The organism is Paracoccus sp. S-4012 (assembly GCF_009674885.1).
In the GTDB taxonomy this organism is placed as follows: domain Bacteria; phylum Pseudomonadota; class Alphaproteobacteria; order Rhodobacterales; family Rhodobacteraceae; genus Paracoccus.
In genome coordinates, this window is the sequence record NZ_WKKA01000001.1 from 175,274 (window position 1) to 197,386 (window position 22,113).

At 69.3% G+C, this 22,113-nt stretch carries 19 protein-coding genes, 1 tRNA gene, 1 pseudogene and 1 riboswitch; of the genes and pseudogenes, 8 read left to right on the forward strand and 13 right to left on the reverse strand.

Annotated elements, in window-relative coordinates; all coding sequences use genetic code 11:
• Nucleotides 1-36: 36 nt before the first annotated feature.
• Nucleotides 37-819, reverse strand: a complete 783-nt coding sequence (locus tag GI374_RS00830; protein ID WP_154335120.1) for an SDR family oxidoreductase — start codon at nt 817-819, stop codon at nt 37-39.
• 13 nt (nt 820-832) lie between these two features.
• The gene (locus tag GI374_RS00835; RefSeq protein ID WP_154335121.1) at nt 833-1,882 is read right to left on the reverse strand and encodes an aldo/keto reductase; all 1,050 of its coding nucleotides are present in this window, start codon (nt 1,880-1,882) and stop codon (nt 833-835) included.
• Nucleotides 1,883-2,002: 120 nt separating this feature from the next.
• Between GI374_RS00835 and GI374_RS00840 the strand changes: the two genes are divergently transcribed.
• Entirely contained in the window at nt 2,003-2,992 is a 990-nt protein-coding gene (locus GI374_RS00840) for a nitronate monooxygenase family protein (RefSeq protein WP_154335122.1), read from the forward strand.
• 10 nt (nt 2,993-3,002) lie between these two features.
• On the opposite strand, the gene GI374_RS00845 is transcribed toward GI374_RS00840, so the two are convergent.
• A complete protein-coding gene (locus GI374_RS00845) occupies nt 3,003-5,078 on the reverse strand; it encodes a 3-hydroxyacyl-CoA dehydrogenase NAD-binding domain-containing protein (protein WP_154335123.1) in 2,076 nt (691 codons plus the stop codon).
• 121 nt (nt 5,079-5,199) lie between these two features.
• On the opposite strand from GI374_RS00845, the gene aroQ reads away from it, so the two are divergent.
• The 7 genes from aroQ (at nt 5,200) to GI374_RS00880 (ending at nt 12,692) form a co-directional block, all read left to right on the forward strand.
• On the forward strand, nt 5,200-5,634 hold the full coding sequence (gene aroQ, locus GI374_RS00850; protein ID WP_154335124.1) for a type II 3-dehydroquinate dehydratase: 435 nt from the start codon (nt 5,200-5,202) through the stop codon (nt 5,632-5,634).
• Complete coding sequence (locus GI374_RS00855; RefSeq protein ID WP_229582427.1) at nt 5,631-6,959, forward strand: MFS transporter; 1,329 nt, start codon at nt 5,631-5,633, stop codon at nt 6,957-6,959. Before aroQ ends, GI374_RS00855 begins: the two co-directional genes overlap by 4 nt.
• A gap of 1 nt (nt 6,960) precedes the next feature.
• Nucleotides 6,961-7,872, forward strand: a complete 912-nt coding sequence (locus tag GI374_RS00860) for a glycosyltransferase family 2 protein (RefSeq protein WP_154335125.1) — start codon at nt 6,961-6,963, stop codon at nt 7,870-7,872.
• Nucleotides 7,873-7,913: 41 nt separating this feature from the next.
• A riboswitch (glycine riboswitch) is annotated at nt 7,914-8,009 on the forward strand.
• A 153-nt stretch (nt 8,010-8,162) separates the two neighbouring features.
• Nucleotides 8,163-9,332, forward strand: coding sequence for a glycine cleavage system aminomethyltransferase GcvT (gcvT, locus tag GI374_RS00865; protein WP_154335126.1), 1,170 nt, complete (start codon nt 8,163-8,165; stop codon nt 9,330-9,332).
• 8 nt (nt 9,333-9,340) lie between these two features.
• Nucleotides 9,341-9,697 (forward strand): glycine cleavage system protein GcvH, encoded by a 357-nt coding sequence (gene gcvH / locus GI374_RS00870; protein ID WP_154335127.1) that lies wholly within the window; start codon nt 9,341-9,343, stop codon nt 9,695-9,697.
• A gap of 5 nt (nt 9,698-9,702) precedes the next feature.
• Nucleotides 9,703-12,540 carry an aminomethyl-transferring glycine dehydrogenase gene (gcvP, locus tag GI374_RS00875; RefSeq protein WP_154335128.1) on the forward strand — a complete coding sequence of 946 codons (2,838 nt, stop codon included), beginning with the start codon at nt 9,703-9,705 and terminating at the stop codon, nt 12,538-12,540.
• Nucleotides 12,541-12,616: 76 nt separating this feature from the next.
• Nucleotides 12,617-12,692: transfer RNA gene (locus GI374_RS00880), tRNA-Ala, on the forward strand.
• Nucleotides 12,693-12,865: 173 nt separating this feature from the next.
• Here GI374_RS00880 and GI374_RS00885 read toward each other — a convergent pair.
• From GI374_RS00885 to GI374_RS00930, 10 genes and pseudogenes are all read right to left on the reverse strand, one after another.
• The gene (locus tag GI374_RS00885) at nt 12,866-13,552 is read right to left on the reverse strand and encodes a nucleotidyltransferase domain-containing protein (protein WP_154335129.1); all 687 of its coding nucleotides are present in this window, start codon (nt 13,550-13,552) and stop codon (nt 12,866-12,868) included.
• Entirely contained in the window at nt 13,552-13,887 is a 336-nt protein-coding gene (locus GI374_RS00890; protein WP_154335130.1) for a hypothetical protein, read from the reverse strand. The genes GI374_RS00885 and GI374_RS00890 overlap by 1 nt, the downstream gene beginning before the upstream one ends.
• A 26-nt stretch (nt 13,888-13,913) precedes the next feature.
• Nucleotides 13,914-14,357, reverse strand: a pseudogene (locus tag GI374_RS19740) (pentapeptide repeat-containing protein); the annotation flags it as partial.
• A 264-nt stretch (nt 14,358-14,621) separates the two neighbouring features.
• Nucleotides 14,622-17,957, reverse strand: a complete 3,336-nt coding sequence (gene carB / locus GI374_RS00900; RefSeq protein WP_154335131.1) for a carbamoyl-phosphate synthase large subunit — start codon at nt 17,955-17,957, stop codon at nt 14,622-14,624.
• Between the two features lie 298 nt (nt 17,958-18,255).
• On the reverse strand, nt 18,256-19,035 hold the full coding sequence (locus GI374_RS00905; protein WP_154335132.1) for a DUF1217 domain-containing protein: 780 nt from the start codon (nt 19,033-19,035) through the stop codon (nt 18,256-18,258).
• Nucleotides 19,035-19,442, reverse strand: coding sequence for a flagellar biosynthesis repressor FlbT (locus GI374_RS00910; protein ID WP_154335133.1), 408 nt, complete (start codon nt 19,440-19,442; stop codon nt 19,035-19,037). Before GI374_RS00910 ends, GI374_RS00905 begins: the two co-directional genes overlap by 1 nt.
• Nucleotides 19,439-19,810, reverse strand: coding sequence for a flagellar biosynthesis regulator FlaF (gene flaF / locus GI374_RS00915; protein WP_154335134.1), 372 nt, complete (start codon nt 19,808-19,810; stop codon nt 19,439-19,441). The genes GI374_RS00910 and flaF overlap by 4 nt, the downstream gene beginning before the upstream one ends.
• Before the next feature lie 86 nt (nt 19,811-19,896).
• A complete protein-coding gene (locus GI374_RS00920) occupies nt 19,897-21,138 on the reverse strand; it encodes a flagellin (RefSeq protein ID WP_154335135.1) in 1,242 nt (413 codons plus the stop codon).
• Between the two features lie 166 nt (nt 21,139-21,304).
• Nucleotides 21,305-21,619 carry a hypothetical protein gene (locus tag GI374_RS00925; RefSeq protein ID WP_154335136.1) on the reverse strand — a complete coding sequence of 105 codons (315 nt, stop codon included), beginning with the start codon at nt 21,617-21,619 and terminating at the stop codon, nt 21,305-21,307.
• Nucleotides 21,616-21,867: a flagellar biosynthesis protein FlgJ gene (locus GI374_RS00930; RefSeq protein ID WP_154335137.1), complete on the reverse strand. Its 252-nt coding sequence runs from the start codon at nt 21,865-21,867 to the stop codon at nt 21,616-21,618. Before GI374_RS00930 ends, GI374_RS00925 begins: the two co-directional genes overlap by 4 nt.
• Between the last annotated feature and the right edge of the window lie 246 nt (nt 21,868-22,113).

Consider the following 22,113-nt stretch of genomic DNA (forward strand, 5'->3'; position numbering starts at 1 on the left):
TGTGCGGGGCGTGAGTGTGACCGATCGGACGCGGCGTCACGTCGTGGTCTGCGTCTGTCCCCCGTCGAGAAGCAGGTTCTGGCCGATGATGAAGCGCGCCTGCTGCGAGCAGAGGAACGCGCAGGCGGCGCCGAAATCCTCGGGTCGGCCGTAATCGCCCGCGGGGATTCGCGCCTTGCGCTCGGCCCGCGCCTCGTCGAACGAGACATTGCGGCTGCGCGAGACGTTCTCGTCCAGCTGGATCAGCCGGTCGGTCGCATGCATCCCCGGCAGCAGGTTGTTGATGCAGACGCCCTGTCCCGCGACCTGCCGCGAGACCCCGGCGACGAAGCCGGTCAGCGCCAGCCGCGCCGTGTTGCTGAGGCCCAGCTCGGGGATCGGCGCCCTCACCGACTGCGAGGTGATGTTGACCACCCGGCCCCAGCCGCGCTCGGCCATGCCGGGCACCAGTGCCTGCATCAGCGCCACGGCGGCCAGCAGGTTGCCGTCGAGCGCGCCGATGAAGTCCTCGCGGCTCCAGTCGGTCCAGCGGCCGGGCGGCGGGCCGCCGGCGTTGTTGACGAGGATGTCGGCCTGCCCGCCCAGCGCTTCGAGCACTGCCGCGCGTCCCTCCTCGGTGGTAATGTCGCCCGCCACCGGCGTCACCTCGACGCCGTGGCGATCGGCGATCTCGCGCGCGGTCGCCTCCAGCGTCTCGCGGGTGCGGGCGTTGATGACGAGGTTCACCCCCGCCTCCGCCAGCGCCTCGGCGCAACCGCGCCCGAGGCCCTTCGACGCCGCGCAGACCAGCCCGCGCTTGCCCCTGATGCCCAGATCCATCTCGTTTTCTCCCTCAGAATGGCTGCGGATGCGCCTTGTGGGCCTCCGCGACGGCGTCCAGCACCTCGGCCGAGAGCCGCAGGTCCAGCCCGTCGAGCAGATGCGCGAGTTGCGCGTCGGTGGTGGCGCCGATGATCGGGATGACCGGGAACGGCCGCTGCCGGGTGAAGGCGAGCGCCATCCGCACCGGGTCGAGCCCATGCCGCTGCGCCACCTCGTGATAGGCGGCGACCGCCTCGTCCGCGCGCGGCGTCCGCCGCCCGCCGAGGTCGCCCGCGCCACCCGTGGCGATGTCGTTCGCGGCCCGGCTGGGCTGCGGCGTGCCGCTGGCGTATTTGCCGGTCAGCAGCCCCGCCGCCAGCGGCGAATAGGCCAGCAGCGTCACGCCCTCATTGGCGCCAAGCTCGGCCAGATCGGTGTCATAGAGGCGGCAGAGCAGGGAATATTCGTTTTGGATGCTCGCCAGCGTCAGCCCGTGGCGCGCGGCCGCGTCGATCCATCGCGCGGTGCCCCAGGCGGTCTCGTTCGAGAGCCCGACGGCGCGGATGCGCCCGGCCTGCACCTCGGCGGCGAGCGCCGCCATGACCTCGTCCATGTGCCGCAGGGTCGCGTCGCGGTCGCTGGAGGGCGCGAAGGTCCATGTGCGGCGGAAGTGGTAATGCGGGCGCATGGGGACGTGCAGCTGGTAGAGGTCGATGGTCTCGACGCCCAGCCGCTCCAGCGATTCCGCCACGCGGGTGGCGATGGACGCGCCGTCGAAGCCCGCGCCGCCGCGCACCGCCGGGTTGGGGCCGGAGACCTTGGTCGCGATCTCGACCCGGTTGCGGGTGCCGTGCGCCTTCAGCCAGGCGCCGATCATGCGCTCGCTGTCGCCCACGGTCTCGGGGCGGACCGGGTTCACCGGATACATCTCGGCGCAGTCGAGGAAGGTGATGCCGGCGTCGAGGGCGCGGTCCATCTGCGCGAAGGCGTCCTCGCGGCCGGTCTGGTTCGCGTAGGTCATGGTCCCGAGGCAGACCTCGCTGACCTCCACGTCCGTCCCGCCCAGTCTCACGCGCTGCATCCGCCACTCCTGTCTTGCCGGGCAGCGGCTAGCACGCGGGGACGCGGGGGAAAAGCCGAGGCGGCTTGCGCCTGCGGAGTGCCGCGCGCCAGATGCGCCGACAGCCGAAAGGAGCCGCTGATGTCCCTGCCGCCGATCCTGCAAGACCTGCGCCTGCCGGTGGTCGGGTCGCCCATGTTCATCGTCTCGGGGCCGGAGCTGGTGATCGCCCAGTGCAAGGCCGGGATCGTCGGCTCGTTCCCGGCGCTGAACGCGCGCGAGAGGGAGGGCGAGCCGCCGTTGCTGGACGCCTGGCTGACTCGCATCGCCGAGGAGCTGGACCGCCACAACCAGGCGAACCCGGACAGCCCGGCGGCGCCCTTCGCGGTGAACCAGATTGTCCACCGCTCGAACGCGCGGCTGCAGCGCGACATCGAGATCTGCCACCGCCACAAGGTGCCGATCTGGATCACCTCGCTCGGCGCGCGGGTCGAAGTGAACGACGCCGCGCATGATTGCGGCGGCATCGCGCTCCACGACATCATTAACGCGACCTTCGCCCGCAAGGCGCTGGAGAAGGGGGCGGACGGGCTGATCGCGGTGGCGGCGGGGGCGGGCGGCCATGCGGGGCCGCAGTCGCCCTTTGCACTGGTGCAGGAGATCCGCGAGTTCTTCGACGGCCCGCTGCTCCTCTCGGGGGCCATCGCCACGGGCCGCGCCGTCCTCGCCGCGCAGGCGATGGGGGCCGACCTCGCCTATATCGGCAGCCCGTTCATCGCGACGGCCGAGGCGCATGCGCCGGCCGACTACAAGCGGATGATCGTCGACTCCTCGGCCGAGGACATCATCACCTCCTCGGTCTTCACCGGCATCTCGGGCAACTATCTCGGCCCCTCGATCCGTGCCGCCGGGATGGACCCGGACGTGCTGGGCCATGGCAGCCCGTCGGACATGGACTTTGCCGAGGACGGCGCGAAGCCGAAGGTCTGGAGCCAGATCTGGGGCAGCGGCATGGGTATCGGCGCGGTGAAGGAGGTGGTGCCCGCCGCCGCGCTCGTGGACCGGCTGGCGCGGGAATATGCTGCGGCGCGGACGGCCTTGGCCGCCGCGCCGGGCCTGCGCGGCGGTTGAGGCGCGCGGCTCAGCCGTTCAGCTGCGCGAAGGTGCCGCCCTCGTCGGCCATGCGCCGCAGGATCGCCGGCACGCGCCACTGCCAGGGGTCCTCGGCGCTCCACTCCTCCATCCGCCGCACCAGCTCGGCCGCGCCGATCACGTCGGCCTGATGCAGCGGGCCGCCGAGATGGCGCGGGAAGCCGTAGCCGTTGAGGAACACCGCATCGACGTCCGAGGGGCGCTGGGCGATGCCGTCCTCGACCACCCGCGCCGCCTCGGCTATCATCGCGGTGAGATAGCGGTCGCGGATATCGTGATCCGAGAACTCGCGCGGGGCGATGCCCGAGAGGGCGCGCTCGTCGGCGACGATGCCGTCGAGGTCCGGGTTCGGCACCGGCTTGCTTTCCCCATAGACGTAATAGCCCTTGCCGGTCTTGCGGCCGAGGGTGCCGGCCTCGACCAGCCGGTCGGCGACCTTGCTGTAACGCTCCTCCGGCGGGCGGATCGGGTCGCGGCGGCGGCGGTTGAAATAGCCGATGTCGAGCCCGGCGAGGTCGGCCATCTCGAACGGTCCCATCGCCATGCCGAGGCCCCGCACGGCCCGGTCCACCTGCGAAGGCGCCGCGCCGTCGAGGACCAGGTGCTCGGCCGCGCGGGCGTAGTTGCCGAGGATGCGGTTGCCGATGAAGCCGTCGCAGACCCCGGCGCGGACGCCGATCTTGCCGAGCCGCTTCGCCAGCGCGAAGCCCGTCGCCACCACCTCGGGCGCGGTCCGGTCCGCGACCACGATCTCCAGCAGCCTCATGATGTGCGCGGGCGAGAAGAAATGCAGCCCGATCACGTCCTCGGGGCGCGACGTGACGGCCGCGATCTCGTTCACGTCGAGATAGGAGGTATTCGTCGCCAGCACCGCGCCGGGCTTGGCGATGCGGTCGAGCGCGGTGAAGATCTCGCGCTTGACCTCCATCTTCTCGAAGGCCGCCTCGATGATGAGGTCGGCATCGGCCAGCGCCTCCATGTCGGTCGTGGCGTCGAGCGCAGCCTCGGCCTCGGCGCGGGCGGCGGCGGTCATCTTGCCGCGCTCCATGGCGCCGTCCAGGTTCTTCGCGATCGCCGCCTCGCCGCGGCCGAGGGCCTCCTCCTTGACCTCGACCAGCGTCACGTCCAGCCCGGCGAGCAGGCAGGAGGTGGCGATCCCTTGCCCCATCGTGCCCGCGCCGATCACGCCGACGCGTTTCACCGCGCGCGGCTTGGCGCCGGCCTCGGGATATTTCGCAACCGCGCGCTCGGCGAGGAAGGCGTGGACCAGTGCCGCCCGCTGCGGGTCGTCGTAGCATTCCATGAACAGCCGCCGCTCCTCGGCCAGCCCCTCGGTGATGGGCCGGGTGCTGGCGGCGACCGCCTCGACGATGCGCGGCGGCGCGTTGAGGCCCGGCTTCTTCGCCAGCTTCACCTGCGCGGCGTTGATCGCGTCGGTGTCGGCGGGCGTCTCGAGTTCGCCCGTGCGACGGGTCTTGAGATCGCCCGCGGCCGCGCGGCGTGCGGCGTCGAGCGCGACCTCCCGCGGCTCGCCCCGCGTCAGTTCATCGATCAGCCCGTGCTTCAGTGCCTCCTCGGCCGGCATCGGCTTGCCCGAGAGCGCCATGTCCAGCACCGGCGCGATGCCCGCCAGTCGCGGCCCCCGCTGGGTGCCGCCCGCGCCGGGGAGGATGCCGAGGTTCACCTCGGGGAAGCCGACCCTGAGCCCGCTGAGGCCGATGCGCGCGTGGCAGGCGAGCGCCAGCTCGAACCCGCCGCCCAGCGCGGTGCCGTGCATGACGGCCACGATCGGCACCGCCGAGGCTTCGAGCGTGTTGCAGACCTCGGGCAGCGAGGGCGGCTGCGGGGTCTTGCCGAACTCGCGCACGTCGGCCCCGGCGGTGAAGGTCCGGCCCGCGCACCAGAGGCCCGCGGCCTTCGCGCCGCTGCCCGCCAGCCACGACACGGCGGCGGTCAGGCCCTTGCGGACTTCGTGGCCCGCGGCGTTGACCGGCGGGTTGTCGATACAGATCAGCGCCACCTCGCCGACCATCTCGCCCGTGACCGCCTCGCTGAACCGTTCCATGCCGAACCCTCCGCTCTGATATGACGGCAAGCTAGTAGCAGCGTCGCGCCCCGCGTCAACGCGGGTTGCCCGGCGGGGCCGCTTGCCGCAAGGATGCCGCCGCAAGCGGCGCGAGGCTCCGATGACGTCGATCCTGATCCTGAACGGCCCGAACCTGAACCTGCTGGGCACCCGCCAGCCCGAGGTCTATGGCCCGACCACGCTGGCCGACATCGAGGCGATGTGCCGCGAGGCGGCGGACCGGCTGGGTATCGAGGTCGCGTTCCTGCAGTCGAACCACGAGGGCGCGCTGATCGACGCCATCCATGCCGCGCGCGGGGTGCATCGGGGCATCGTCATCAACGCGGGCGCGCTGACCCATACCTCGGTCGCGCTGATGGATGCGCTGGCCTCGGTCGAGCTGCCGGTGGCCGAGGTGCACCTGTCGAACATCCACCGGCGCGAGGAGTTCCGCCACCGCTCCTACATCTCGCTGGTCGCGATCGGCATGATCGCAGGCTTCGGCCCGAAGGGCTACGTTCTCGCCCTCGAGGCGCTGTCGGAGCGGCTGGCATGAGTGCGGCGATGCGGATGACCGTGGACGAGGCCCTCAGCCGCGGCGGTGCGGGCGCCTTCCAGCGGCGGATGCTGCTGATCTTCGGCCTCGTCTGGGCCGCGGATGCGATGCAGGTGATCGCGGTCGGCTTCTCGGCCCGCTCGATCGCTGACACCTTCGGCGTCACGGTCCCGGTCGCGCTGCAGACCGGGACGCTATTCTTCCTCGGCATGTTCATCGGCGCGATGCTCTTCGGCCGCATCGCCGACCGGATCGGGCGGCGCAACGTGCTGCTGTTGACGGTGGGCCTCGACGCGATCTTCGGCCTCGCCTCGGTCTTTGCGCCGGACTTCCAGACGCTGCTGATCCTGCGCTTCCTGACCGGCGCCGCGGTGGGCGGCACGCTGCCGGTGGACTACGCCCTGATGGCCGAGTTCCTGCCGCCGAAGAACCGCGGACGTTGGCTCGTGCTGCTCGAGGGCTTCTGGGCGGTCGGCACGGTCATCATCGCCCTGACCGCCTGGGCCGCGAGCCTCGCCGGCCACCCGGAGGCGTTCCGCTGGATCTTCTTCGTCGCGGCGGTCCCGGCGCTGATCGGCATCTTCCTGCGCCTGCTGGTGCCGGAATCGCCCCTCTACCTGCTGCGCCGGAACCGCGAGCCCGAGGCGCGGCGGATCGTCTCGCGCATCCTCGCCACGAACCGGGCCGAGCCGCTGCCCACGGGCACGACCCTCAGCCTGCCGCAGCAGACGCCGACCGAGGGCGGCATCTTCGGCCCGGCGATGCGGCGGCTGACCTTCGCCGTGCTGGCCCTGTGGTTCGTGGTGTCGCTGGCCTATTACGGCGTCTTCACCTGGCTGCCGCCGCGGCTGGCCGAGGAGGGTTTCGGCTTCGTGCGCGGCTACGGGTTCCTGCTGTGGCTCGCCGTCGCGCAGCTGCCGGGCTACGCGCTCGCCGCTTGGGGGGTCGAGGCGATCGGGCGGCGGTGGACGCTAATGCTGTTCCTGGTCCTCTCGGCTGCGGGCTGCACGATCTTTGCGCTGGCCGCTTCGCCGATGGTCGTGGCGCTCGGCCTGACGCTGATGAGCTTCGCGCTGCTCGGCACCTGGGGCGCGCTCTACGCCTTCACGCCGGAGCTCTATCCGACCGACCTGCGTGGCACCGGCATGGGCACCGCTTCGGCCGCCGCGCGGCTGGCGGGGCTGCTTGCCCCTTCAGCCCTGGCGCCGATGGTGGTGGGGCGGGGGTTTCCCTTCGCCGCAGGGGTGTTCGCGGCGCTGCTGCTGCTGGGCGTGGTCGTGGCGCTGACGATCCGCGAGGAGACCCGCGGCCGGGCGCTCGACTGACGTGACCGTCGCGATCCTGCTGGCCACCTACGACGGGGCGCGGTGGCTGCCGGAGCAACTGGCAAGCCTTGCGGCGCAGGGGGGCGTGGAGTGGCGGCTGGTCGCCGGGGACGATGGTTCATCGGACGCGACGCCCGCCATCTTGCGCGCCTTCGCAGCGGCGCATCTGGGACGGGTCGAGTTGCATGACGGCCCGCGCGCCGGGGTGGCCGCCCATTTCCGCATGCTCATGGCCCGCGCCGGGGAGGCAAAGTTTGCCGCCTTCTGCGATCAGGACGATGTCTGGGACGCCGACAAGCTCTCCCGCGCGATCCGCGCGCTCGCGCCGGTGGAGGGACCCGCGCTCTGGGCCGCGCGGGTGCGGTATGTGGACGAGGCGCGGCGGCCGCTGGGCCTGTCGCCGGGGCTCAGGCGGCCGGCGGGCTTCGGCCACGCGCTGATCCAGAACATCGCGCCGGGCAACAGCATGGTCCTGAACCGCGCCGCGCTGCGGCTGCTGCAGGCGGCGGATGCCGAAGCCGGGCCGGTGCCGATCCATGACTGGTGGGCCTATCAGCTCGTGACCGGCGCGGGCGGCGCGGTGCTGTTCGAGGACGCGCCCTGCCTCGACTACCGCCAGCACGACGCGAACGCGATCGGCACGCCGCTCGGGCTGCGCGGGCTGGCGCGCCGGGCGACGCGGCTCGTGGGCGGGGATTACGGCAGGGCGCTCGCAGCCGGGCTGAAGCCGATCGCTGCCTCCGCGCATCGGCTGACCCCTGAGAACCGCGCGCGCCTTGACGCCCTGCAGGCGGCATTGGCGGCGCGGAGCGCGGCGCGCCGGATGGCCTTCCTCAGGGCCTCGGGGGCCTACGCCCAGCGGCCGGTGGCGAACCTCGCCCTGCGCGCCGCCGCGCTCGCCGGCTGGGGCTGACTTCCCGCTTGCAAGACCCGGGCCGGCCGGGCTAGCGAAGGGAACGGACAACGGGAGACACCGGGCGGGCAACCGTCCGGGGCCGAAGGAGCAACCGCCCCGGTAAACTCTCAGGCGAAAAGAACCGCTGTTCGTGACGGACTCTGGAGAGTGGCGCAGCCGCGCCCGCCGAAGGGATAACGATCTCAGGCGCCCCGTCCGGGGCAGGGACAGAGGGGGCATCGGCGGGCGATCGGACCCGCAGCGATGACGCCGGTGCCGGGAACGCGCCGGTCCGGGAGGGGACAGGCATGGCTGATACGCCGGGCGGTTTGCGGCGGACGCCGCTCCACGATCTGCACCTCGCCCGCGGGGCGCGGATGGTGCCCTTCGCCGGCTGGGAGATGCCGGTCCAGTATCCGATGGGCGTGCTGGGCGAGCACAACCATACCCGCGCGAAGGCGGGTCTCTTCGACGTCAGCCACATGGGCCAGATCGTGCTCCGGCCCGCGGTCGAATGGCCGAGCGGCCATGCCCGCCCGGCGGCGCATGAGGAGGTGAACGACCTCAAGCTGCGGCTGGAGACGCTGGTTGCCGCCGACGTGCTGGGCATCCCGCAGGGGCGGCAGCGATACGGGCTGTTCACCACGCCCGAGGGCGGGGTGCTGGACGACCTGATGATCGCGGACAAGGGCGACCACCTGCTCCTCGTCGTGAACGCGGCCAATGTCGAGGCGGATCTGGCGCATCTGCGGACGCTCGAGGGCACCGATGTCGTCCTGCTGGACGCCCGCTCGCTCATGGCACTGCAGGGGCCGGAGGCGGAGGCGGTGCTGGAGCGGCTCGTGCCGGGTGTGGCCGCGATGCGGTTCATGGACGTGGCCGAGTTCGACTGGGACGGGGCGCGGCTGTGGGTCAGCCGCTCGGGCTACACCGGCGAGGACGGGTTCGAGATTTCCATCCCCGACCACCGCGCGGTGGAGTTCGCCGAGGCGCTGCTGGGTGACGAGGCGGTGGCGCTCATCGGCCTCGGGGCGCGGGATTCGCTGCGGCTGGAAGCGGGGATGCCGCTTTATGGCAACGACATGGATGCCGGGACGACGCCCGGTTCCGCGGGCCTCGGCTGGTCGATCCCCAAGGTGCGGCGCACCGGCGGCGCTCGGGCGGGGGGCTTCCCCGGTGCCGAGCGCATCCTGGCAGAACTGGCCGAGGGCGCGAAGGCGACCCGGCGCGGCTTAAGGCCCGAGGGCCGCGCGCCGATCCGCGAAGGGGTGCCCCTCTACGAGGCCGAGACCGGCGGCGAGCCTATCGGCACCGTCCGCTCCGGCGGCTTCGGCCCGACCGTGGGCGGCCCGATTGCCACCGCCACGCTGCCCGCGCATCTCCCCGAGGGCGCCACCGTCTGGGCCGAGCTTCGCGGCAAGCGCATTCCCGCGACCATCGTGCCCCTTCCCTTCATCAAACCCTCCTACAAGCGCTGAGGTCAGACATGCTGCGTTACACCGAAGACCACGAATGGCTCCGCGCCGAGGGCGAGGAAGTCGTCGTGGGCATCACCGCCCATGCCGCCGAGCAGCTGGGCGACGTGGTGTTCATCGAACTGCCCGAGGTTGGGCGCGAGGTCACGAAGGGCGAGGAGATCGTGGTGATCGAGTCGGTCAAGGCCGCCTCCGAGATCACCGCGCCGCTGGCCGGGACCATCACCGCCGTCAACGACGCGGTCGAGGCCGATCCCGGCAGCGTCAACAGCGACGCGGCGGCCGCGTGGTTCTTCCGCATCAAGCCCACCGAGCCCGACCTCACGGGCTTCATGGACGAGGCCGCCTATCAGGCGATGATCGGATAACCGCCATGCCCCTGCCCGTGACCGACTACGATCCCTACGACTTCGCCAACCGCCGCCACATCGGCCCCTCGCCGGCCGAGATGGAGGAGATGCTGCGCGCGCTTGGCGTCGCCTCGCTCGACGCGCTGATCGACGAGACGGTGCCGCCCTCAATCCGCCAGTCGGAGGCGCTCGGCTGGGAGCCGCTCAGCGAGCATGAGCTGCTGGCGAAGATGCGGGGGCTGGCCAAGCGCAACCCGCGCATGGTGAGCCTGATCGGGCAGGGCTATCACGGCACCGTCACCCCGCCCGCGATCCAGCGGAACATTCTGGAGAACCCGGCCTGGTATACGGCCTACACGCCCTACCAGCCGGAGATCGCGCAAGGGCGGCTCGAGGCGCTGCTGAACTATCAGACGATGGTCTCGGACCTGACCGGGCTGCCGGTGGCGAACGCCTCGCTGCTGGACGAGGCGACTGCGGCGGCCGAGGCGATGGCGATGGCGCAGCGGTCCTCGAAGGCGAAGACCATGCGCTTCTACGCCGACGAGGCGCTGCACCCGCAGACGCTCGCGGTGGTGAACACGCGCGCGCAACCGCTGGGGATCGAGGTCGTGACCGGTCCCGCCGACGACGTGCCGGGCGATGTGTTCGGGGCGATCTTTCAGTATCCCGGCACGCATGGCGACCTGCCGGACCTGACCGCGCCCATTGCCGCCGTGAAGGCGGCGGGCGGCCTCGCGATCGTCGCGACCGACCTGCTGGCCCTCTGCCTGCTGAAATCGCCGGCCGAGATGGGCGCCGACATCGCCGTCGGCACCTCGCAGCGCTTCGGCGTGCAGATGGGCCACGGCGGCCCGCATGCCGCCTTCTTCGCCTGCCGCGACGAGTTCAAGCGCGCCATGCCCGGCCGCATCGTCGGCGTCAGCGTGGATGCGCGCGGCAACCGCGCCTATCGCCTCGCGCTGCAGACGCGCGAGCAGCACATCCGCCGCGAGAAGGCGACCAGCAACGTCTGCACCGCGCAGGCGTTGCTGGCCGTCATGGCCGGCTTCTACGCCGTCTTCCACGGCCCCAAGGGCCTGCGCGCCATCGCCACCCGCATCCATCACCGCACCGCCCGCCTCGCCGCGGCGCTGAAGGCGGCGGGCGCGTCCGTCGCCAATGACAGCTTCTTCGACACGCTCACGGTCGAGGTCGGCATCGGCCAGACCGCGGTGATGACCGCCGCGCAGGACAACGGCATCCTGCTGCGCCGCGTCGGCCGCTCGCGCGTGGGCATCAGCGTGGACGAGACCACCACCGACGAGACCCTGAACCTCCTCCTCCGCAAGGCCTTCGGCAGCGAGGCGGGCCTGCCCGACGCGGCCCCCGAGGGCGTGCCGGAGGGGCTTGTCCGGACCTCGGACTACCTCACCCATCCGATCTTCCAGATGAACCGGGCCGAGTCCGAGATGATGCGCTACATGCGCCGCCTCAGCGACCGCGACCTCGCGCTCGACCGGGCGATGATCCCGCTCGGCTCCTGCACGATGAAGCTGAACGCCGCGGCCGAGATGATGCCGATCACCTGGCCGGAGTTCGCCGACGTCCACCCCTTCGCCCCGGTCGAGACCGTCAGCGGCTACCGCGAGATGCTGGCCGACCTCGAGGCGAAGCTCTGCGCCATCACCGGCTACGACGCCTTCTCGATGCAGCCAAACAGCGGCGCGCAGGGTGAGTATGCCGGGCTGCTGACGATCCAGAGCTACCACCGCGCCAACGGCGACGATCAGCGGACGGTCTGCCTGATCCCCGTCAGCGCGCATGGCACCAACCCGGCTTCCGCCCAGATGGCCGGGATGGAGGTGGTGGTCGTCAAGTCCACCGCCACCGGCGACATCGACCTCGACGACTTCCGCGCCAAGGCCGAGGCCGCGGGCGACCGCCTCGCGGCCTGCATGATCACCTACCCCTCGACCCACGGCGTCTTCGAGGAGACGGTGCGCGAGGTCTGCGACATCACCCACCGCTTCGGCGGGCAGGTCTATCTCGACGGGGCGAACATGAACGCCCTCGTCGGGCTGGTGCGGCCGGGCGAGATCGGCAGCGACGTCAGCCACCTGAACCTGCACAAGACCTTCGCCATCCCGCATGGCGGCGGCGGGCCGGGCATGGGCCCGATCGGCGTCAAGGCGCATCTGGTCCCGCACCTGCCCGGCGACCCGCGCGACCCGGAGGCGGGGGCGGTCAGCGCCGCGCCCTTCGGCAGCGCCTCGATCCTGCTGATCTCATGGGCCTACATCCTGATGATGGGCGGCGCGGGGCTGACGCAGGCGACGCGGGTGGCGATCCTCAACGCCAACTACATCGCGGCGCGGCTGAAGGGGGACTATCCGGTCCTGTTCCTCGGCAATCGAGGGCGGGTCGCGCATGAGTGCATCCTCGACACCCGCCCCTTCGCCGCGCATGGCGTGACCGTGGACGACATCGCCAAGCGGCTGATCGACAACGGCTTCCACGCGCCGACGATGAGTTGGCCGGTCGCCGGCACGCTGATGGTCGAGCCGACCGAGAGCGAGACCAAGGCCGAGCTCGACCGCTTCATCGCCGCCATGCTGGCGATCCGGGCCGAGATCGAGGAGGTGGCGCAGGGCCGCATCGACGCCGCCGCCAGCCCGCTGCGCCACGCGCCGCACACGGTCGAGGACCTCGTCGGGGACTGGGACCGCCCCTACCCGCGCGAGCAGGGCTGCTTCCCGCCCGGCAGCTTCCGGGTGGACAAGTACTGGCCGCCCGTGGGCCGCGTGGACAACGTCGCCGGCGACCGCAACCTGATCTGCACCTGCCCGCCGCTGGAGGCGTATCTGGAAGCGGCGGAGTAGGGGCGGGAGACACGCGTTTGGCCCCGCGACCTCGCTTGACAACCCCCGCACCCCGCGCCAGATAGGCCCCCGGTGCGGGGCAGTAGCTCAGTTGGGAGAGCGCGTCGTTCGCAATGACGAGGTCAGGGGTTCGATCCCCCTCTGCTCCACCAGGCACCGGTTCATGTGAGATTTGGGTTGGGCGCGGGGCGCGTGTTGGGCTTGCGCCTCGGCATAGAGCTGAATCATGCTAGGTGCAAAGACGAGGTGCCGCGGGCCTACATGGACGGACAGCAAGCGGAAAGAGATCGTGCGGGGGAAAGCAGTGTCATCCTCTGCCTACCCCTTAGCTGTAACTGTTAGATGTTTGCCGTGACTCTCGTTTAAATAGAGTTGCAAGCGTTGAAAGGGCAACGTCGTTGCGCGTAGCCGAAAAATGATTTTCGAAATCTACAACGGTTTCGAGTGCCGGCCGTTGATAGCCGTATCTGAGAAGGATGTGCTCTAGCGCATCCTCCCGGCTTTTTGACGTGCTCGACGACCGGCGAAGGGACAGGACCCTTCGCACAAAGCTCTCGGGGAACTCTTTTTCTAAAGACGTAGGGGAGAACAGGAATCTCCCCCTCTCCACAGCTAGAGAAATGAGGATCGTTCGGGCGCACCACGCAAATCGCCGATTTATAATGCAGGGATCTGCCGATTTAGCCTGATCAATGAGAAACCAGCCCAGATCAGATGCCCTTCTGCGCGGCTGGTCGTAGTTCTTTTGTACAGTAATCGATTCCCGAAAATTAGAGAAAAAACCTGAAGGGTCGAAAATAGTTTGCCCTTCAAGCGCAAGATGGAGCGCAAACAGGTCTCCCTCGCGGGCCATCTCAAGCAGTTTCCCCGCAGGCATGACTTGGAGTTCAACGTTCCCCCGTCTAACTGAAAATGGTCTTCCGCTTTGCTTTATCTGAAGCAGGTCGATATCGGAAGTCTCGGTGAAGTCGCCCCGTGCGAAACTGCCGTAGAGCATCATCGCATCATACACTAGCGAATCCTCGTGAGTTTATTTACGACGGTAGGCACGGCGACGATATACCAAACAACCCCTGCCAGCGCATTGGCAAGCATCATGCTGTCCCCGGTTGGGTGAGATGGAGACGGTGAGTGTTTAGTGTAGCCGAACAGCAGGAACAGCTCGGTAGCTTCCTTGAATGCGGAGGAGAATGCTACATTATCGGCTCCCACATAGTAATAGGAGAAAACGCAAAGGACCACCGTGCCTACCGCAATAGTTCTGCTGATGCTGGCGCCCCAAGCGTTTATGGCGCCTAAGATAGACAGGGCGATGACGTCAATCGCAGACAACAGGAGCACGAGCAAGCCACGAACTGCCCTCGCGAGATACCTTACGATTTCGTGAGCTCTCCATTGGATTTGGAAATTACGTCAAGTAAGCCAGTCGACGCTCGGGCAAAGCTCTCCTGCCGGGAGGCAACGCGCACACATTCGTAGAATGAGGCATCAGGTCCCTTGCGCGACAGGTTGCTAAGAAGAGCACGTGCGACGGCAGAGCGGTCCCTCTGAAACCGTAGAAATTGCCTTGCGGCATTAACGCCGGAGGGGGGATTCTTGAGGTTAGTTCGCGTTGCTCTGATGAACGCTGCCGGATTAGAAATTATGGTGCTGGTCAGGTCGGTTTCGTTGCTTGAGATTCCGATATCATCGAACTCACATCCTTGAAAGTCGCAACCGCTAAGAGAGCATTGCGTGAATGAGCTGCTCCTGAACTCGCACCCGCTGAATTTTGCGCCTTGAAACGTGCTTAATCCAAAGTCGCAGAGTGTGAACTTGCAGTCCTTGAATACGGGTCACGGTGAGGAGAAGACGCCTTGGAAGTCACACTCGGTAAAGCTTATGCCGCGTACGACTGGAGGAGCTTTAGACGAGAAATCGGACGCGTCGAGATGGCAGCGGACCACCCCACTTTCGTGTTCGAAATCCCAGTCGTGGCATTTAAACAGCTTCGGAGCGTTCGGATCGTATATTACCTCCCAATAGCTCTCTAGCCTGCGATTCCTGGCGGGTGCGTTGGCTGTTGTCATTCCCCGATAACCTCACCCCTGCAACGTCCGCACGCGCACATCCTCCTCCTCCCGCGACCGGATCGCCGCCGCCGCCGCCACCGCCCCGGCCGCCGTGGTGAAATACGGAATCCGGTCCATCAGCGCCACGGCGCGGATGTCGCGGCTGTCGCTGACGGCCTGCGTGCCCTCGGTCGTGTTCAGGACCAGCGCGATCTCGTCGTTCTTCAGGCGGTCCACGATGTTCGGGCGGCCTTCGTAGACCTTGTTCACGCGCTCGGCCTCGACCCCGCGCGCGGCCAGCCAGGCGGCGGTGCCGCGGGTGGCGACGAGGGTGAAGCCATTCGCCGCGAGGTCGGCCATCGCGGTCCCGAGCTCCTCGGTCTTGTCGGCGTCACGGACCGAGACGAAGACGCGGCCCGCCTCGGGCAGCTTCACCCCGGCGCCGAGCTGGGCCTTGAGGAAGGCGCGCGGGAAGCTGCGGTCCCAGCCCATGACCTCGCCGGTCGAGCGCATCTCGGGGCCGAGCAGCGGGTCTACGCCGGGGAAGCGGGCGAAGGGCAGCACCGCCTCCTTGACCGAGAACCAGGGCGTGATCGGGTCCGCGAGCGTCAGCGGGTCGGCATAGGGCAGCGGCGTGTCGGGGCCGACGCCGGCGGGGTAGGGTTCGCGCAGCGGGAAGGCCGAGAGCGGCTCGCCCGCCATCAGCCGCGCCGCGATCGAGGCGATGGCGCTGTCGGTGGCCTTGGCGACGAAGGGGACGGTGCGGCTGGCGCGGGGGTTGACCTCCAAGACGTAGATGTGGCCGTCCTTGATCGCGAACTGGACGTTCATCAGCCCGACGACGCCGAGGGCCAGCGCCATGGCCTCGGTCTGGCGCTTGAGCTCGGCGATGGTGGCGGCGTCGAGCGTATGCGGTGGGAGCGAGCAGGCGCTGTCGCCGGAATGGACCCCTGCTTCCTCGATATGCTCCATGATGCCGGCGACGTGGACCTGGCGCCCGTCGCTGAGGGCGTCCACGTCCACCTCGATCGCCTTCGAGAGATAGCTGTCGAGCAGCACCGGGTTCGCGCCCGAGACCTGCACCGCCTCGGTGATGTAACGCCGCAGCTGGGCCTCGTCGCGGACAATTTCCATCGCGCGGCCGCCGAGGACGTAGGAGGGGCGGATGACCAGCGGGTATCCGACCTCGCCCGCGATCCGCAGCGCCTCGTCGGGCGCGCGGGCGATGCCGTTGACCGGCTGGCGGAGGCCGAGGCGGTTCAGGAGCTGCTGGAACCGCTCGCGGTCCTCGGCCAGGTCGATGGCGTCGGGGGAGGTGCCGAGGATCGGGATGCCCTCGGCCTCCAGCGCGTCGGCGAGCTTCAGCGGCGTCTGGCCGCCGAACTGGACGATGACGCCGTGCAGCGTGCCGGCCTGCTGCTCGGTCCGCAGGATTTCGAGGACGTGCTCGAAGGTCAGCGGCTCGAAATAGAGGCGGTCGGAGGTGTCGTAGTCGGTGGAGACGGTCTCCGGGTTGCAGTTGACCATGATGGTCTCATAGCCCGCATCGCTGAGCGCAAAGCAGGCGTGGCAGCAGCAATAGTCGAACTCGATCCCCTGACCGATCCGGTTCGGGCCGCCGCCCAGGATGACGACCTTCTTGCGGTCCGTGGGGCGGGCCTCGTCCTCGGCGGCGCCCATCGCCGGGGCCTCGTAGGTCGAGTACATGTAGGGGGTCTGGGCCTCGAACTCGGCCGCGCAGGTGTCGATGCGCTTGAAGACCGGGGTGACGCCGGCGCGATGCCGGGCGCGGCGGATGTCGGCCTCGGGGTTGCCGGTGAGGCGGGCGAGGCGGGCGTCGGAGAAGCCCAGCATCTTCAGGCGGCGCAGGCCGGGCGCGTCGGCGGGCAGGCCCTCGCGGATCGCGGCTTCGGCGTTCACGATCTCGCGGATCCGGGCGAGGAACCACGGGTCCCATGACGTGACGGCGCCGATCTCGGCATCGTCGAGGCCGGCCCGCATGGCCTCGGCGATGACGCGGATGCGGTCGGGGGTCTGCCTCGAGAGCGCGGCGATGATGGCGGGTTTGCCCTGCTCGGCCGCGCCCTCGATCGCGATCTCGTCGAGGCCGGTGAGGCCGTTCTCCATCGAGGCGAGCGCCTTTTGCAGCGACTCGTGGAAGCTGCGGCCGATGGCCATGACCTCGCCCACGGATTTCATCGCCGTGGTCAGTTCGGGCTTGGCGCCGGGAAATTTCTCGAACGCAAAGCGGGGGATCTTCGTGACGACATAGTCGATGGACGGCTCGAAGCTCGCCGGGGTGACGCGGGTGATGTCGTTGTCGAGCTCGTCCAGCGTGTAGCCGACCGCCAGCTTCGCCGCGATCTTGGCGATCGGGAAGCCTGTCGCCTTCGAGGCCAGCGCCGAGGAGCGGCTGACGCGCGGGTTCATCTCGATCACGACCATGCGGCCGGTCGCGGGATCGACCGCCCATTGCACGTTCGACCCGCCGGTCTCGACGCCGATCTCGCGCAGCACCGCGACCGAGGCCGAGCGCATCCGCTGGTATTCGCGGTCCGTCAATGTCAGCGCCGGGGCCACGGTGATGCTGTCGCCTGTGTGGACGCCCATCGGGTCCATGTTCTCGATCGAGCAGACGATGATGGCGTTGTCGGCGGTGTCGCGCACCACCTCCATCTCGAATTCCTTCCAGCCGAGCAGGCTCTCGTCGATCAGGATCTGCCCTGCGGGGCTGGCATCCAGACCGCTGCGGCAGATCGCCTCGTAGTCGTCGCGGTTGTAGGCGACCCCGCCCCCGGTGCCGCCCAGCGTGAAGGCAGGGCGGATGATCGCCGGCAGGCCCACGGTGTCGATCGCCTCCATAGCCATCCGCACGCCCGCGGCGGTGTCGAAGCGGCCATCGGCGCGCTTGGGCGAGGTGACGATGGTGGCGCGCGGGTTCTCGAGCCCGATCCGCTCCATCGCCTCGCGGAAGAGCTTGCGGTCCTCGGCCATCTCGATGGCCTCGCGCCTGGCGCCGATCAGTTCGACCCCGTAGCGCTCGAGCGTGCCGCGGTCGGCCAGCGCAAGCGCGGTGTTCAGCGCCGTCTGCCCGCCCATCGTCGGCAGCAAGGCATCGGGGCGCTCGGCTGCGATGATCTTCTCGACGATCTCGGGGGTGATCGGCTCGATATAGGTGGCGTCGGCCATGCCCGGGTCGGTCATGATCGTGGCCGGGTTCGAGTTCACGAGGATGACGCGATACCCCTCCTCGCGCAGCGCCTTGCAGGCCTGGGCGCCGGAATAGTCGAACTCGCAGGCCTGACCGATGACGATGGGACCGGCGCCGATGATCAGGATCGACTGGATGTCGGTGCGTTTCGGCATGGCATGTCCCCGGAGGCTGGCGGCGCGGGCGCGCGTCAGCCGGGCGTTATAGCCAAGGGGGGCAGCGGCGCAACCCGATGGGCCGGGCGCCCCCGCCGCGTCGCCGCGACGCGCGCCACGTCTTTGCCCGTACCGGGCGGGAGGGACCACCGAAAGCACCGGCTACGTGGTCGGTCGACGAAGGGGAACGTTGATTGCCTCCCCTTGTCCCTACGCTTTTTGTTCCCGCTCCCGCTCCCGCTCCCGCTCCCGCTCCCGCTCCCGCTCCCGCTCCCCTGCCAGGCCTCCACGCCCCGCCTCAGCCCCGGAGGATCGCAAGGGCCGCGTTCCAGGGGCCCGATACTGCCGTGGCCTGCAGGCTTGCCCGCGCGAGGAAGGCATCGACAATCCGCGACATCGTGGCCGGGTCCTCCAGCTGGTTGAAGCTGCCGATTCCGAGGCGGCGGCTTGCCGTCTCGGCGAAGAGTTCGACCTGACGGTCGATCGGCATCCGGATCGTCTCCTTCGGAAGCCCAAGCGCCGCCTCCATTACCTGTCGCAGCGGCGGGGTGCCCATGACCTCGAACCACTTGGTCCGATCACTCGAGCTCCGTCCCGCGATCGAGGCCAGCTCGCGCCCCGCGTTCATGGCAAGGCGCAGGTTGCCATCGACCTCGCCGACCCGACGCTCGAACTCGCGTTCCAGATAGAGGCCGGACACACGTGCGGCAATCGCATCGGGTTCCGGCGGAACCCCTCCCGCGCCGAGGCCAAAGGTCTCGGCTAACTGGCGGTACCGCTTGTCCGTCAATCGGTTGGCCAGGCTCTTGGGATCCGAGAGGTCCGATTCCATTACCTTGCGCAGGAACGCCTTGTTCGGGAGATCGGCCTCCAGTCCGAACGCACTCAGCGCCACCTTCAGCATCTGGTAGTCGCCAACCAGCGCCTGGGCAGAGTCGAGCTTGTCCGCCCCGGCCTCGAAGCGCGCCCGTTCGCGCGCGACCTGTGGATCGCGGGCCAGCGCCGACAGCTGCTGGCCGGACGTGCGTTGCAGCAGCCGCCAGCCCGCCAGCCCGCCGCCACCGACCAGAGGCCGCATTATTGCATGGGCGCGAGCAGCCGCGCCTCGATCGGTATCAGTCCGCGGAGGGCCTTGAGGGTGCCGTAGTCGTTCCCGGAGAGCAGGGCCGAGCGCGCCTGACCGATCAGGCGGCCGCTTTCCGTGGCGGTAAAGACCTGCGCCAGCTCCTTGAGCGCGCGCGACAACTCGCGCCGGCCCTGCGCGGGCGGGAGGTCGCCCGAGAGAAGCAGCTGGCACAGATAGATGGCGCGCGTCACGGGCGTGGTGGCCTGGTCCGGGTGCAGCGCGTCGGACAGCCGCAGGATGTTGGCGTTCGGGGTCTTGATCCACAGGCTCGCGCGGCGGTCGCCGTTCTCGATCACGGCGCTGTTGATCAGGACGCGCTCCCTCGGGGCGAGCTTGAGGACAAGGCCGCCGCCGCTCATGCCGCGAGCGCCTGAGCGCTGAGGCCGTGAATGACGGCGCGGTTAACCTCGATCAGAGGTTCCGCCGCGGCCTCGCCGGCGAGGACGCGCGAGGAATGGGCGAGGACGAACCCCGCGAGAGAGATCATCCCGGCCCGGAGATCGGCCGGCAGGCCGTTGCCGTCGTCCGCGAGATCGGCCGCCGCCGCGGTCCAGAAGCGGCGGTTGTCGTTCAGCGCCACGGCGAGCTGCGGGAAGCCGTCGCGCCCCCTGGCCGCGGCGGTGTGGAGGCGCGCGGTGATCCGGGCGAGCACCGCCGATTCGGCCGTGCGCGGGTCCTTGGCGGGCGAGTGGGCGGAGCCGTAGGCATGCGGGAGCGGAGGGGTCATGTAAGTTCGCCTCATCCTGGTGACGGGGGCACGAAGCCCCAAGGGGAAGAGGGCGCGGGCGCCCCCTTCCGGTCGCATGGCTTTGATCAGCGGAACAGCGACAGCAGCTGCTGCGGCGCCTGGTTGGCGATCGACAACGACTGCGTGGCCAATTGCTGCTGGACCTGCAGGGCCTGCAATCGGGCCGAGGCTTCCTCCATGTTGGCGTCCACGAGCGAGCCGATGCCCGACTTCATCAGGTCGGAGAGCTTGCCGACGAAGTCGTTCTGGATCTCGATCCGCTGCTGCGCCGAACCGAGGGCCGAGGCGGCGTTGATCGAGGTCTGGATCAGCCCCTCGATCGCCGTGAGGGCGGCTGTTGCGCCGGAGTCCGTCGTGACGCTCATGGTGTTCAGTGCGCCGAGGCCGCCGCCCGACGCGGGAACGCCGCCGGTCGCCGTCGTTGCGGTCACGCTGATGTCGTCTCCAGAGGCGTTGGTGAACTCGATCCGATCATTGACCCGCAGCACCGAGTAGTTCGTGTTGTTGGTCGAGGCAAGGTGCTGCGCGATCTGGTCGCCCAGACGGGTCGCCACGTCGACGGCGCTGTCCTGCGCCGTTGCCACATACGAGAAGGTCCGCGAGCCGAGGCTGTTCGCATCAGCCGTGTCGTCCAAGGTGATGCTGTAGCTGTGACCGGAACCCACCGATTCAATGGAGATGGTCTGCGTGCCCGCGGTGGCGAGCGTCGCCGCGGTTCCGGCGGCCGTGCCGCCGTTGTCGATGATCGAGAGGTCGTTCACCGCGGTGGCGCCGAAAGTCGCGGCGACCGCAGGTACCAGTGAAATATCCTGACGCGCGACCGAAATGTGCCGGGGCGTCACGCCGCCGCCGTCGCGATCGAGCGACGACAGCACGTTCATCGGCGTGGTGCTGGAGCCGTTCAGCAGGTTGACCCCGTTAAACTGGGCTGCACCCACGACCGAGCCGATCTGCTCCCGCAGCGCCTCGATGTCGGTCTGCATTTTGAGGCGGTCGCTGCCGCTGGCCTGCTGCGCCGAGACGATCTTGCTCTTGATGTTCTTCAGCAGGTCGGTGACGGATTCCGCCGCGGCGCGCGCGGTCGCGACGGTGGACTCGCCCTGGCTCAAGCCGTCGGAAATTCCCTTGAAGCCGTCCATGTCGGCCTCCATCGTCTTGGAGATCGCCCAGACCGCGGCATTGTCCTTGGCGGTGCCAACCGCCTTGCCGGTCGAGATCTCGCTCTGGGTCTTGCCGAGGCTCTGATTGATCCCCTTGAGGGTCTGCAGCGCGACCATTGCGCCGTTGTTGGTCAGGATGCTGGACATTGCGTCCTCCGAAATTGGGGCTTCGGCCCCGGATTGTTGACCGGCCTTCTGACCCTTGGGGCCTTTGCCCCGATCGACCTTCTGTCGCCTTCCCGTCTAGCGTGCCGGGATTTCCGAATACTGAACGGCGGGGCGTCCGCCTATCGAGAAGCCCGTAAAATGCCCCCTAGAAGGCGCGGCCGGGGCGCGGGCGGGCCTGGCGATGCGCGCGCGCGCCCCCCGAGTCGTAAGTGGTCAGCTGGCCCGCGGCCTCGAGCGCCTCGGCAAAGGTCCTGCAGGCGCTGGCCGCGCCTTCGGCGCAGGCCTGGGCGAGCCCGTGCAATTCCCGCACCAGCCGGACGCAGCGTTCGCGCTCGGCGGCGGGTGCGGGTGCAGTTTCCAGAAATGCCTCGAATGCGAGGATTTCCCGCTCGCAATCCTGCGGGCGGCCCTCGAGCAGCGCCTTTCGCGCCCGCACGAGCGCCCCGAGATGCCCGCTCACTGCTTCGCCCCTTCGAGCCGCAGGTCGATCCGCTCGCTCAGCAGGCGCGCGTATTGCTGCTGGAGGAAGGAGTGGAACTGCGATTCGCCGGCGCCGCCGGAGAGGGTGCCCTCGCGGGCGCGCAGGCCCATGGGGGTGAGCATCTGCTCGAGAAACGCGGCCTCGAGGGCCTCGGCGGGCGCGGTGCTGCCGCGGCTGGGGAGGCCGGGCCGAATCGGCGCGAGGCCCGTGATGGGAAGGGACGACATGGGCAGGCTCCTTTCGGTTGCGGTGCCCTTGGCATAACGCGCTGCGGTAAACATTCTGGTAATGCGGCTGCGGTAAGGAATCACGAAACGAGGAGCGTTTCCCGTGATGCCGATTCTTCCTCCCTCTGCTGCGGCGACCCCCGGAGTGCCGCAGCCTGCGCCACCGCGCAGTGGTGCTGCGGGCGAGTCCTTTCTTGCCTTCATGTCGACGTCGGAACCCGTCTGCGGCGAGAGGTGCGAGCGGGA

Bases quoted from the DNA above. Each gene is read 5' to 3' on its own strand.
- flaF (WP_154335134.1), bottom strand. From the start codon at position 19,810: ATGACCCCTCCGCTCCCGCATGCCTACGGCTCCGCCCACTCGCCCGCC.
- GI374_RS00910 (WP_154335133.1), bottom strand. From the start codon at position 19,442: ATGAGCGGCGGCGGCCTTGTCCTCAAGCTCGCCCCGAGGGAGCGCGTC.
- GI374_RS00835 (WP_154335121.1), bottom strand. From the start codon at position 1,882: ATGCAGCGCGTGAGACTGGGCGGGACGGACGTGGAGGTCAGCGAGGTC.
- gcvH (WP_154335127.1), top strand. From the start codon at position 9,341: ATGCTGCGTTACACCGAAGACCACGAATGGCTCCGCGCCGAGGGCGAG.
- aroQ (WP_154335124.1), top strand. From the start codon at position 5,200: ATGACGTCGATCCTGATCCTGAACGGCCCGAACCTGAACCTGCTGGGC.
- GI374_RS00855 (WP_229582427.1), top strand. From the start codon at position 5,631: ATGAGTGCGGCGATGCGGATGACCGTGGACGAGGCCCTCAGCCGCGGC.
- GI374_RS00930 (WP_154335137.1), bottom strand. From the start codon at position 21,867: ATGTCGTCCCTTCCCATCACGGGCCTCGCGCCGATTCGGCCCGGCCTC.
- GI374_RS00830 (WP_154335120.1), bottom strand. From the start codon at position 819: ATGGATCTGGGCATCAGGGGCAAGCGCGGGCTGGTCTGCGCGGCGTCG.
- gcvP (WP_154335128.1), top strand. From the start codon at position 9,703: ATGCCCCTGCCCGTGACCGACTACGATCCCTACGACTTCGCCAACCGC.
- GI374_RS00845 (WP_154335123.1), bottom strand. From the start codon at position 5,078: ATGGAACGGTTCAGCGAGGCGGTCACGGGCGAGATGGTCGGCGAGGTG.
- carB (WP_154335131.1), bottom strand. From the start codon at position 17,957: ATGCCGAAACGCACCGACATCCAGTCGATCCTGATCATCGGCGCCGGT.
- GI374_RS00920 (WP_154335135.1), bottom strand. From the start codon at position 21,138: ATGTCCAGCATCCTGACCAACAACGGCGCAATGGTCGCGCTGCAGACC.
- GI374_RS00905 (WP_154335132.1), bottom strand. From the start codon at position 19,035: ATGCGGCCTCTGGTCGGTGGCGGCGGGCTGGCGGGCTGGCGGCTGCTG.
- GI374_RS00840 (WP_154335122.1), top strand. From the start codon at position 2,003: ATGTCCCTGCCGCCGATCCTGCAAGACCTGCGCCTGCCGGTGGTCGGG.
- gcvT (WP_154335126.1), top strand. From the start codon at position 8,163: ATGGCTGATACGCCGGGCGGTTTGCGGCGGACGCCGCTCCACGATCTG.